Source organism: Candidatus Ornithobacterium hominis, from assembly GCF_951229915.1.
Classification (GTDB): domain Bacteria; phylum Bacteroidota; class Bacteroidia; order Flavobacteriales; family Weeksellaceae; genus Ornithobacterium; species Ornithobacterium hominis.
The window spans coordinates 738,801-750,547 of the sequence record NZ_OX579588.1; the positions used below are offsets into that span (position 1 = coordinate 738,801).

The 11,747-nt window shown below is 36.1% G+C and carries 17 protein-coding genes; 14 read left to right on the forward strand and 3 right to left on the reverse strand.

The window, feature by feature from the left end; all coding sequences use genetic code 11:
* Positions 1 to 31: 31 nt before the first annotated feature.
* From QOX03_RS03345 to QOX03_RS03405, 13 genes are all read left to right on the forward strand, one after another.
* Positions 32 to 2,041, forward strand: a complete 2,010-nt coding sequence (locus QOX03_RS03345; protein ID WP_283671502.1) for a hypothetical protein — start codon at positions 32 to 34, stop codon at positions 2,039 to 2,041.
* Between the two features lie 45 nt (positions 2,042 to 2,086).
* Positions 2,087 to 2,947 (forward strand): AAA family ATPase, encoded by an 861-nt coding sequence (locus tag QOX03_RS03350; protein ID WP_283671503.1) that lies wholly within the window; start codon positions 2,087 to 2,089, stop codon positions 2,945 to 2,947.
* A 28-nt stretch (positions 2,948 to 2,975) separates the two neighbouring features.
* A complete protein-coding gene (locus QOX03_RS03355) occupies positions 2,976 to 3,602 on the forward strand; it encodes a P-loop NTPase family protein (RefSeq protein WP_283671504.1) in 627 nt (208 codons plus the stop codon).
* Positions 3,603 to 3,625: 23 nt separating this feature from the next.
* On the forward strand, positions 3,626 to 3,991 hold the full coding sequence (locus tag QOX03_RS03360) for a hypothetical protein (RefSeq protein WP_283671505.1): 366 nt from the start codon (positions 3,626 to 3,628) through the stop codon (positions 3,989 to 3,991).
* Positions 3,991 to 4,239 carry a hypothetical protein gene (locus QOX03_RS03365; protein WP_283671506.1) on the forward strand — a complete coding sequence of 83 codons (249 nt, stop codon included), beginning with the start codon at positions 3,991 to 3,993 and terminating at the stop codon, positions 4,237 to 4,239. Before QOX03_RS03360 ends, QOX03_RS03365 begins: the two co-directional genes overlap by 1 nt.
* Positions 4,240 to 4,300: 61 nt before the next feature.
* On the forward strand, positions 4,301 to 4,984 hold the full coding sequence (locus QOX03_RS03370; protein ID WP_283671507.1) for a DUF3164 family protein: 684 nt from the start codon (positions 4,301 to 4,303) through the stop codon (positions 4,982 to 4,984).
* Positions 4,985 to 5,367: 383 nt separating this feature from the next.
* Positions 5,368 to 5,625, forward strand: coding sequence for a hypothetical protein (locus tag QOX03_RS03375; RefSeq protein WP_283671508.1), 258 nt, complete (start codon positions 5,368 to 5,370; stop codon positions 5,623 to 5,625).
* 77 nt (positions 5,626 to 5,702) lie between these two features.
* Positions 5,703 to 6,203, forward strand: coding sequence for a hypothetical protein (locus tag QOX03_RS03380; protein ID WP_283671509.1), 501 nt, complete (start codon positions 5,703 to 5,705; stop codon positions 6,201 to 6,203).
* 13 nt (positions 6,204 to 6,216) lie between these two features.
* Positions 6,217 to 6,531, forward strand: coding sequence for a hypothetical protein (locus tag QOX03_RS03385; RefSeq protein ID WP_283671510.1), 315 nt, complete (start codon positions 6,217 to 6,219; stop codon positions 6,529 to 6,531).
* Positions 6,528 to 6,950: an LvrA C-terminal domain-related protein gene (locus QOX03_RS03390; RefSeq protein ID WP_283671511.1), complete on the forward strand. Its 423-nt coding sequence runs from the start codon at positions 6,528 to 6,530 to the stop codon at positions 6,948 to 6,950. The genes QOX03_RS03385 and QOX03_RS03390 overlap by 4 nt, the downstream gene beginning before the upstream one ends.
* A 189-nt stretch (positions 6,951 to 7,139) precedes the next feature.
* Entirely contained in the window at positions 7,140 to 7,370 is a 231-nt protein-coding gene (locus tag QOX03_RS03395; protein WP_283671512.1) for a hypothetical protein, read from the forward strand.
* Positions 7,370 to 8,497: a hypothetical protein gene (locus QOX03_RS03400; RefSeq protein WP_283671513.1), complete on the forward strand. Its 1,128-nt coding sequence runs from the start codon at positions 7,370 to 7,372 to the stop codon at positions 8,495 to 8,497. Before QOX03_RS03395 ends, QOX03_RS03400 begins: the two co-directional genes overlap by 1 nt.
* 3 nt (positions 8,498 to 8,500) lie before the next feature.
* A complete protein-coding gene (locus QOX03_RS03405) occupies positions 8,501 to 8,800 on the forward strand; it encodes a hypothetical protein (RefSeq protein ID WP_283671514.1) in 300 nt (99 codons plus the stop codon).
* 46 nt (positions 8,801 to 8,846) lie between these two features.
* On the opposite strand, the gene QOX03_RS03410 is transcribed toward QOX03_RS03405, so the two are convergent.
* Positions 8,847 to 9,299 (reverse strand): hypothetical protein, encoded by a 453-nt coding sequence (locus QOX03_RS03410; RefSeq protein WP_283671515.1) that lies wholly within the window; start codon positions 9,297 to 9,299, stop codon positions 8,847 to 8,849.
* Positions 9,300 to 9,333: 34 nt separating this feature from the next.
* On the reverse strand, positions 9,334 to 9,840 hold the full coding sequence (locus QOX03_RS03415) for a phage virion morphogenesis family protein (protein WP_283671516.1): 507 nt from the start codon (positions 9,838 to 9,840) through the stop codon (positions 9,334 to 9,336).
* 36 nt (positions 9,841 to 9,876) lie between these two features.
* Here QOX03_RS03415 and QOX03_RS03420 point away from each other — a divergent pair, with 36 nt between their 5' ends.
* Complete coding sequence (locus tag QOX03_RS03420; protein ID WP_283671517.1) at positions 9,877 to 10,122, forward strand: hypothetical protein; 246 nt, start codon at positions 9,877 to 9,879, stop codon at positions 10,120 to 10,122.
* Between the two features lie 129 nt (positions 10,123 to 10,251).
* On the opposite strand, the gene QOX03_RS03425 is transcribed toward QOX03_RS03420, so the two are convergent.
* A complete protein-coding gene (locus QOX03_RS03425) occupies positions 10,252 to 11,745 on the reverse strand; it encodes a phage minor head protein (protein WP_283671518.1) in 1,494 nt (497 codons plus the stop codon).
* Between the last annotated feature and the right edge of the window lie 2 nt (positions 11,746 to 11,747).

Sequence of the window (11,747 nt, forward strand, 5' to 3'; positions counted from 1 at the left end):
AATTAAAGACCAAATAAACGCAGAATAAACCATGTTTGAATATTACGAAAATACATTGTGTGTGCAGGCATCTTGGCTGTATGAAGAGGCAAAAATAATGAGCAGGAGTAATTATAAACAACTTTGTGCACGTGGTAAGATGACAAAATTAAACATTGGTGGTAATGGCAGAAAGGCATTAATTGCTTTTGAAAGCATGCCCAAGCGTTTTCGTGAAGCTGTGGTTGATATAGCGGGTGACGACCCCTACGAGAAAACAAAACACATCATCTTTCGTGATTATATAAAACCTGACTACCAGGCAGAACTGTTTTATCGCGACTACACTTTAGAAGACGGCACTGCCCTACCAGAAGAAACCCAAACTGAATACACCCATACGGCAATGATTTTAAATACCTGCCACTACATTATTACCAATATGGTTACCTGCAGAAAATTTGGCGGTAAATTAAAAGCATGGAAAAAAATGGCAGAAGCCGTAGCTAATCTGCCAGAACATACCTATAAACATAAACTGCCAAGAAATTACCGCAGGCTAAAACAAAGATGCAATGCCTATAAAGAAAACGGATATGTAGAATTGGTACACGGTAATTTTTTGAATAATAATGCAGATAAATTAACGGCAGACGGTACACGTTGGGTACTTGCACGCTGGGCAAATCAAGTAAATAAATGTGCAAACCTTGCACAATTGCACGGCGAGTATAACGAAGTGGCAGACCAAAAAGGTTGGAAACAAATCAGAGAAGAAAAAACCTTTTACAACTTTTTATATAGCGAGGAAATTATGCCTTTATGGTACGGCCATAGGCACGGAGAATTAGCCGCAAAAGAAAAATTTGGTTACCAATTAAAAACCAAAATGCCAGCCTTTAGAGATTCATTATGGTTCTCTGACGGGACTAAACTAAACCTTTATTATTTAAATGAAAAAGGCGAAATGGCTACTTGCCAAGTGTATGAAGTGATGGACGCCTTTAGTGAAGTGCTTTTAGGCTTTCATATTAGCCCTGCAGAAAATTATGAGGCACAATATGCCGCATATAAAATGGCCATACAGACTGCTGGCTATAGACCCTACCAAATTAAATATGACAACCAAGGTGGGCACGGAAAATTAAAAGCGGGTAATTTTTTAAGCAAAATTGCCAAAATACAAACAGCCACACAGCCCTACAACGGTAAATCTAAAACCATAGAGAGTGCTTTTGGGCGTTTCCAATCCCAATTCTTAAAACGTGATTGGTTTTTTACGGGGCAAAATATTACGGCTAAAAAGCAGGAATCTAAAGCCAATATGGAAATGATATTGGCGAATAAAGCAAACCTACCAACGCTAGATGAAGTTAAAAAAATATATGAACAACGCAGACGTGAATGGAATTCAGCACCACACCACAAAACAGGCCGCCCAAGAATAGATATGTACTATGAAAGTAAAAACCCAGACACTAAAAAAGTAGAGCTATGGGATATGGTAGACTTATTCTGGGTAACTAGATCTAAATCAATCAAAGCCGATGCGTCTGGTATTTCATTTAGAGAAAGTAAAGTTAAATATGACTACATGGTGTACCAAGATAACGGCATGCCAGATTTAGAATGGCTAGAGAAGTCTGTAGGTAAATCATTTATCATCAAGTTTGACCCAGAGGATATGAGTGAAATCCGTTTATACGAAGACACTCCATTAGGGTTAAGATTTGTAACCGTAGCACAAACCAAAAAAGAAGTTGGTAGAGCCGCGCAAATGCAAGAAGACTGGGAGCAATCTCATATTAGAAAGGTACTAAGTGCCAATGCCGACCAAAGAGTAGAGCGAAGAGATAAGATGGAGGAAATCCTCTCTGAATGGGGCATGACCGCAGAGCAGCAAGGTATGAATAGGCCAACGTTGAAAGGCATAGAAAGAAACAAACCAGGGCGTAAAAAAGCGGGTGAGATTGGAGCATATCAAAAAGCCTTGAGTAACCAAGATTGGGACGACGAAGCAGAACTAGCAGAACCAACAGAAAGTATATTCAATAGATTATAAAACAAAAAAAGCCCCTTGCGGGGCAACTAAAAACAAGACAAATATATGACAACACAACAGAAACAACAAATCGCATTAGAACTTAAAAAGTTCTGTAACCGAAAAGGCGGGCAAAATAAATCTGCAAAAATCATAGGTATATCCTCTGCCCTAGTTTCACAAATTTTAAATCAAAATTGGGACAAAATATCAGATGAGATGTGGCGAAACGTTTCATCAAAAATTGGGAGCCCAGAAAACAAATGGCAGGTGATTGAAACGACTGATTTTAGGCTGTTCACGCAATTAATGGATGATGCACAACACAACTCACAGGTTTATGCGGTGATAAATCCTGCTGGTAGCGGTAAAACAGTTGCAATGAAATATTATGAAATGAATAATGATAACGCCTTTATGGTGCAATGCAACGAGTTTTGGAACCGCAAAGGCTTTTTGATGGAACTACTACGCATAATGGGGCGTGACAATACGGGTATGGACGTAACTGAAATGATGTATGAAGTTGTGAACACACTTAAAAGGCTAGAAAACCCCGTATTACTTTTTGATGAGTTTGATAAGGTGAGCGACCAAGTGCTTTATTTCTTTATAACAATTTACAACCAATTAGAAGACGATTGCGGACTCGTAATGTGTGCCACAGACCATTTAAAGAAACGCATTTTAAAAGGGATTAGGCTTAACCGTAAGGGATATAATGAGATTTATAGCCGTATAGGTAGAAAGTTCATAGAATTAAACGGATTAACACAACAGGACGTAATTCAAGTGTGCTTTGCCAATGGCATAGAAGATAAATCGCAAATGAAAATTGTATGGGCGGAATGTGAAGGAGATTTGCGACGCGTAAAAAGAAAAGTACACGCCCTAAAATTAGAAAACGCCCAATTAAACAACGGTTAAACACTATTTAATAAGTATTAAATAACTAATGAAACGAGCCTACTCTGTAACAAATATTTTAAACAAGCGCTTCAATACTTTAGATTTTGAAGGTATATGGAAAGCAAGCCTGGGGCAACCAGATGAAGCCTTTTCTGCAATTGTTTGGGGCGGCTCCTCCAACGGTAAAACTGATTTTATGGTACAATTAGCCAAATACCTGTGCAATTTTGGACGTGTGGCCTACAACTCTATGGAGGAGGGCGTGTCACATACCTTTCAAATGGCAATGGAGCGCCACTATATGGGAAGTGTTGAAGGTAAATTCATCTTATTAGACCGTGAGCCGTGGGACGAAATGGTAAAGAGAATGAAAAGGCATAAAAGCCCGCAGTTCCTAATTGTTGACTCTATTCAATACGCAGGAATTACCAAAAAAGAATATAAAGAATTGAAAGAATATATGAAGTCTAAAAACAAAGGTTTGGTATTCCTTTCACACGGCCAAGGGCGAGAACCTAAAGGAGCCCTAGCCCAGTTTATACGATATGATGTAGATATAAAGATTCCTGTAGAGGGCTTTAGAGCCTTTCCACAAGGGAGACTAAACGGTGGCGGTGAGCCTTACACCATTTGGCATGAAGGAGCCGCTAAATACCACGGAGAAATACAGTAACCAATTTATAATCCATAATTCAAATGACAACAACAACCCCAAGATTACACGAGATTTTAGAAATTTCATACACAACGTATGACAACTACCGTGAAAAGCATTACCAAGCGTATTGCCAACGCCTTGCAACCCTAAATTTCATGAGTTATAAAACACTCCACACCAGCGGTTTAATGCAAAACTATTTCCACGGCATGTGGCTTTTGCACGTTGAGAAAGCCTTTTTGCAAGATAACGCGCATTACTTTTCATACTGCGAAGCTGAACTATTAAGACAGCTATTTTGCAGCTATACGCGCAATATTTTGGACAATGAAAAGGTGCAAATGTACCCCTCAAAATTAATTGTAAAAATAAAAAAATTAAGCCTTAAAAAATTAGTGAACTGATGAGAATAAATCAATTTGATTTGCTTGACTTTTTGAATTACGACAGCAATACAAGGCAGTTTTTAACCCCCGCTGAAAGGATTTTTTTGCACCAACAAATTGCAAGAATGGGGAATCAACTCGCGGCAAAAGACCTCCCAGAGAAATTACAAAATAAATTGATCGAGCGAAAAAAAATAATGCGAGAAACGCAATGGAAGTATGTGCAAGTGCGTGTTTCACAAGATAGAAAGATAGAAAGAATATAATCCCACCCTAGCCCTCCCAAAGGGAGGGAATAATTAAATACTAATAAATAAAAATTATTATATGAAAGATTTAAGCAATTTAACAGAAAAAGAGCTTCAAGAGGAGTTGAAGCGTAGAAATGAAGCCAAACTACAGGATAGAGATGCCTACAAAAAAATGGTAAACGAATATTTACCAGGCCTTATGGAAAATATCAAAGCGTGTAGCGAACAGCTATCTGCATTGAAGCTTTCTATATTCAAGGATTCAAAGATTTTACTGGATTTGAAAAATAATGCTTACAACGTGAAAGATACTCAGCAATCACATACGTTTTCTGATGACAAGGGCAATACGATTACCTACGGATTTCGTGTGCTGGACAATTGGGACGATACTGTAACGGCGGGGATTGATAAGGTAAAAGAGTTTATCACCTCTCTTGCTAAAGATGAAGCGACTGGCAAATTGGTGCATGCAGTAAATCAATTGCTGAAAAAAGATGCTAAGGGTAATTTGAAAGCAAGCCGTGTCCTGGAGCTTACTAAGCTCGCAGAAGAATGGAATGATGAAACATTTACAGATGCGGTGAACATCATTAGACAATCTTATAAACCTATGCGTTCGGCATTCTACATTGAGGCGAGCGTTACAGATGCACAGGGCAAAAAAGTGAGTGTGCCGCTTTCTATCACTTCGGTTGACTTCCCAGAGGGGACGGATGTGGGTGCACTTTTCCCAGTCCACGAAAAATACGAAGCTTAACGCCTCGTGCTCGAGACAAAAAAACCTGGCGTTCCTGAAATCATCGGAAACGCCAACATACTAAAAAAAAATTAAGCCTTAAAAAAAATGAGATTTTTAAATGCACGTCAACTCCCTTTCCTTGGGAAAGGGCTGGGGATAGGATAAAGCTTTTAAAAAAAAATGGAAGCTGAAAGAAAAAAATTAACTAGTTTATTGAGAACTTCAAAAAGTAAATTAAAGTCATGAAGAGACCCGAACTACAAATACATATGATATTAATTTTATTAGTCGCAGCTATGCATATTTTTGATCAGATTTCACGTGTAGAGGCAATTTTAATGCTGATATTATTTCAATTAACATCCAAAAAAAATATAATATAATGGAGATAGAAAAAGTAGATGAAAGCTTATAATATGGATAAACTAAAACTATTTACAACGGGATTTATGCAAGTGTTCTTTGTGAGTGCGAACACCTATTTTGTAGCAAAAGAAGAATACTTAGGCGTGGCTGGAGCTTCGTTTATGATAAGCTTCATTTGGACCTATAATGTGAAACGTGTGGCGTTCGGAGGGTTTATGGATAAGCTGATTTATGCCGCTGGTGCGAGTTCAGGAGCTTTGGCTGGGCTTGCAGTTGGGAAAATGATGTTTTAAAATCCTCCCCTAACCCCTCCCAAGGAGGGGAATTTCTAACAACCAATCACCAAAAACCAATCACCAAAAACTAAAAAATGACAATCACAAAACAACAAATTAAGCAGCTGCAGACACTCTGCAGTAAAGAATTTAGCGATAGGGATGAACGTTTAAATTTTCTAAGCGAATTTACAGGCGAGCAAATCAACTCAACCAAAGATTTAACCGAGCGCCAAGCCTATGAAGCGATTCGGTTTCTAAACACGGGCAAAAATCCAAATCATTCTTTTTACGCCTTATTTGATAAAGAAAATAAGCAACACACAACGATTTTGAGCCTTGCCCATCAGCTTGGTTGGGTGCAGGAAAATAAACCGTATTTGGTTGATTTGAAAACGCTAGGAGCATGGATTATTAGCTCTAAATGCCCAGTGCGGAAGCCAATAAACCAAATGAATTCAAAGGAGTTGAGCAAAGTAATTTTTGCGTTGCAACAGGTGTTTGAGTGGAAGTATTCCTCCCCCGGCCCCTCCAAAGGAGGGGGGGGTAAAAAGGGGAGATTTAAAAATAACGCTACCAAAGGAGGGGAGTTTTAAAAATAATGCTATTATGAATAAAATTAAACTGAAAATAAAGATAGAGCATCTGAGAGTTGTGATAGAAGACTACTATGAAGCCAAAACTCAGCTAGCGCAAACGGCAGCAGGAAAAGTTATAGGTTCAATTTTACAAGAATTGATGATAAAATTAGAGAGAAAACTGATCAGCAAACGAGGCGAGGGTAAAGAATTTTCTATGACCTTAAAGTATCATGAGGCTTATTCTTTGGCAATCATTGCGCATGAGCAAATGCGTTTTGCTGCAGGTGAATTTGAGATAAACGTATACCGACTACTCACCCAACAAATTGAGAAACAATTATGAGAGAAAAAAGTTTTATAATGACCTCCAAGCGGTTCACGGGTTCGGTGTTGTTTAAATTCGGTTTAAATGGTTTTTTAACGCTGTTTAAAATAGAAGCGGATTTGGACGAAAGGCAACATCAATTCACGTTAAAATACATTCCCAAACACATCAGCCACATTGCAGAACTGGCAAAGCTAAGCGAAACCATAAAGGTGGAAGAAGTGCCAGTTGATTTGAGTTTTGGACATTTCTGGAAGACCTACGGCAACTATGCCGGTAAGAAAAAACGTTGCGAGGCTCTATGGGAGCAACTCAACGATGCTGAACGTTCCAAATGCCTAAATTACATCACTATTTACAAATCGCATAAATCTAAAGACGGCACAGCGCTTGCCTACCCCGAGACGTATATTAATAATAGGGTTTGGGAGAATTAGAGGATAGAAAACGTCTCAAACTGTAAATTAGGGAAACCTATCCTTGTAAAGATAGAAGTCTAATCAATTATCAACTGAATAATTTACAGAATGGAATTTGTTTTGTATTTATTTGTATGAATTTAACATGTAATATTTGTTGTATAGAATTTAGTGATATATTTTTGCATCAAAATTAACGGAGTTAAGATGAAAAGTTTTTTTGAAAACATCAGTATTCTTATAAGTTCACTATTCACTACTTCTGTAAGTATTTTTGCCCAAAAGCCACTATATGACACGGAGTTTATCAATCAGCTGAAAGACGATGATTTGGCAATGATTGAAGAAAAAGTTGCAAAGTTGAGAATAGAAGGTAATTCAGATCCTACTGAAGTTACTTTAAAAAATAAAAACAAAATTACTATAATGGTAAATTAATGGAATTTCATTTAGCGTTAAACACTATTCTTTATATCATGATATTTTTATTTCCGGGCATATTGTTCCGGAAATTTCGCTTTATAAGACATGATTTTAAACAATTTGATAAAGGAAATTTATTTGAGCGTTTTTTATTAACTATTTTTTTTAGCATTGTAATTCTAGTTTTTTCGGTCTTTATATTTAGCTTTATAAAAGATACTTTAAAACTTAATTTATTAGATTCTATTTCATACACGACATTTAAATCTATTTTTGAAACATTATCAGGTAATCAGTTGCCTGATGAAGATAATTTAAAAGAAATATATATTGATTATATAATTATATTGAGTGCTATATATGTATTGTCTATCATGTTAGGCATCGTTACATATTTTCTAAGTAATAAATTTTTTATAAAAGATTTAGGTATTTTCAAAAGACATAATTATTGGCATGACTTGATTATGCGTGATTCAAAAAAAGAAAATAAGCACTCGAATCAATTTGTATTAGGTTATACACAAGCAGATGTATTAGTTGAAACTAATGAGAAAACAAAGCTATACACAGGTAGAATAGAGAATTACTATTTGAATCCAATGGGAGGTTTAGAAACTTTGGTAATATCCAGGGTCAAAAGGTATAAAAATAATATGACTGGATATGAAACAAAGGGAATTCCGGGAGATGCATTCATAATTGATAATAATAGAATAGTGAATATTAATTTATCTTACGTATATATCAAAAAAGAGGAAAAAAAGTTTTATAAGAATATTATCACGGTTTTAGATTTATTTTGTATTATTTTAATGTTTTGTGTAGGGATAGCACCTTTTTTATCAATAGTAGACAAGAATATATCGGGAGTTTTTATGAAAATTCTATTTGTCGCAAATGGGATGTTTCTAATATCATCAATTAATGGTATTTCAAAAAAATTAATCCTTGGGAACTTTAAAATGGAATCTGATAGTGGTTTGCTGTTACTTATTTCAATAAACATTATTATGATTATTTACACCTTGGGGTTGATAAATATTTGGATAATGTTGTTAATAATAACTGGATTCATAACGTTTATGGCATTACTAATTGGGAAAAATAATAAAGACGCTAAAAATAGTCTTAATGATTAAAAATTGTATTATTCTCAAATCACCAAAAACCCCAACTTGCGAGATACAAGCTGGGGTTTTATCTTTGTGCTGATGTCTGCTACTAAACAAAAAATTGGGAGAAAAAGAAATATGCTTCTAAGGTATAAGGATATTCAGCAGGAGTTTAATAAATATGATTGCCGAATTATTCCTATTACCGTAATCCATAGGGAGTATATTTTTCCTAAATTTCACATTAGTCGTGATACGCTTTATCGTGCCTTGAATACGCCTGTAGAAGAGGAATTACAGAAAATTTCGGGACCAAATCTTTTTGAATAAAACACTCTATCTTCTTGTGCTTCATCTTTTTGAAAAAAGAGGGGAATTAAACATTGTGAGCCTCAAAGGTGTAAATAATACTATATTCCTGCACGCCATCGTCTCGCATTACTCTACTGAATGTGGTTCTTACCAGTTTGCTACAATTATCTGCGGGTGAAAATCCATGTAATTGCTGATGTATTTTTTCTATCATATCTATGAGATGCCACGCATTGTTTTTCTGCGTTTGTGGAGCCTTTGAACTTGTATTGGTGAGTTTCATATTTGCCACGGTGATTTTAATGGAAAATATTCCGTTTTGCCTTTCTCTGGGGTGTTTGGTGATGTCTTTTGAAATGTTGGAGAACTGTCCAGCATTTAGGTCAATCAAACAGCAGGGCCATTGTACGGGCATATTGGGTGTGTAATAATCTATTTGTCCCCAGTCTTCATCTACATACTTGATTTCAGGTATTTGTGCTATACGGGTTTGAATGTTTTGTAAGATTGATTTCATTGATTGTTATTTAGAGATTTAAAGATTTAGAGATTTATTGTTTATGGTCTAATTTTAGTTGTTTGCTAAGTTCTTCAAGGTTGTGGGTGATGATGTTTTGAATATGTTTATCCACTTCAGCGTGGTGGCCTATAAATTGGCGTTTGGGGATTTTGATTGTATCGCCTACTTTTTTGAGTGCCATGGCTTTGAATTGCTGTGCATCTGTAGATTTATTTGCCTTTTTGGCTTCTAAATGTTTCGCCCAAAAATACTTTTTCATTTTGGGGGTTACGGTGATTTCTCCGCCGTTGTTTTGGATGTTTGCATAGGGCATTGAACTGGTGAATACAATGCTATTATTTATAATTTTTGATTGCATAGAGCTACGCAAATCACCTGTTCTCATCATCAGAGAGCCACGGTGATTGTGCAGTTTTGTGCTGGCCCATTTTTCATTAAAAAAGGCTTTTCTTTGGAAATTCATATCAAATTCATCGGTGAGCTTGATTTTGATGTCAGTCATCGTATTTTTAAGAAAACGTTCAAATTCAGGTTGCATAGATAAAGTTTTTAGATTTATTTGTAATTCTGTGTTATGGAAAGTATTTCTATATATCAAGGGAAAGAGCTTTTTAAAAAATTATCAAAGCGAGACTATTCAGGTAGTGGCGAGGATAAATATGCTCAATTACTAATAACATTACATTTTAGTTTAGTTCTTTTTGGGCGAGAAAAACAGTTTTATAAGCTCTTAGAAAAGGCAGTAAAAGAAAATAAAAAAATTATTGTTGTTGATAATTCTGTCGACGAATATACTATTGATTCCCTTGCTTTAGCATAAATTCTTCAATTGTTTAAAAAAAATTGTTTCTTTTTGTTTAAAATTATTTTTTTAATTTTGTATCGGTAAGTGGGAAACATAAGAAAACCACACACCCCAACTCAGCCTCATTTAGGGGCTGTTTTATTTTTATAAATTCCAACCTTTCTTTATTATATCTTTTCTATTGTAAGTTTTATCACTTCCATTTCTTATAATAGTTATTGTCTTTATCGTCTCACTTCTATTTATACGACTTACAATAGCACTTCTTAAATCTCCGTCTAAAAAATCTGCTTTTATGTCTAATACAATATTGTCGGATTGGTTTTTTCCGCTTCTAATAGCGTTGTCAATAGCACTTTTAGTGGGTTTTGAAATTCGCTTATATTCTTGGTCAATATTTAAAGAATGGTTAAAGGTATCAGCGGTTTTTTTAATATCAGACTTTGCTAATAAATCAATTTTATGATTGTATTTATTAGCAAAATAAGTAGCAATTTCTATGTTTTCAGTTTTTTCATTTTTGCCGTGCAAGGAGCTTACTTTTATATTACCTTTTTTGGTAGGTATGGTTTCCCAAGTTTCAATTCTTTTTTCTACCTCATTTTCTAAGTTTCTTTGCACTTCGCATCGTTGATCTTCAAGGCTCAAAAGCACATTGGCATAACCTGTAAGCGTGGTTTTTCCGTTTTTGCAATACTTAGGTGTATAGGCATTCTTTGGCGGGAACATCTTTTTTTCTGCTCCTGGATTGAATCGGAACATTGCCAGTTTGTTTGCTCCGTTTTTGCCTATGTGCGTGGTGGCTTTTTGTCCTGCATCTATGGCGGTTTTGCTGTTGCTCATTGTTTTCTCTCTTGCCAAAACTTCTACGGCTGTACAACGGCAACGCCACCCATTAGGCGGATAAAACTCTTGCCAAAAAGGGTCGGTTTTAGGCAAGCAAACGCCGTTGAGCGCTGCGTGGCTATCTCTTACCTTTTCATCTCCTGCCGTGCGGTATTCCAGCCAATAGCGGTCGGTATTGTCTTGTAGGTTTACCCAATTGGCAGCACTCTGGGAACTGCTCACGGCAAACTGATACTCTGCCTCCAAATAATTTCGGTTATAGGCTTGATTCAGCTTCAAGACCTTTTGCTCAAATTGGTAATAAGGCACGATATTTCCGTTGCTATCTTTTAAATAACTGCGAGCTTCTGTGAGTTGGGTATGCGTTTTAAGTCCCGAAAAAACAAAAGCATCTTTCTCCAGATAGGCTTTCATTTCTTCTGGTGTTTCGTGCGGAATGGTAGAGGAAAATAGTTTTGTAGTAGCCTCTATCAAATCTACATATTCATTTACATTTAATAAATCCTCAGGTTTATAATTTCCTGTTTTAAAAAGTTTTTTAAAAGCATTAAAAGCGGTTTTAAATATCTTTTCAAATTTGGGATTTTCACTCATGGCAAGTGGAAACACTCCGTTCTGTGGGTTTCCTTCTGCAAGAAAAACACCCTGTCTGCTTCGCTTCCACCCTTCTTTAAAAAGAGGGGAATTGAAGTGATTTTGCTTACAACTTTCGCATTCACATTCAGCATATTGCTGTTGCAAACTATGATGCAGTGCACTGAAATATTTCCTCCCGCCAACCACATTGAACACGT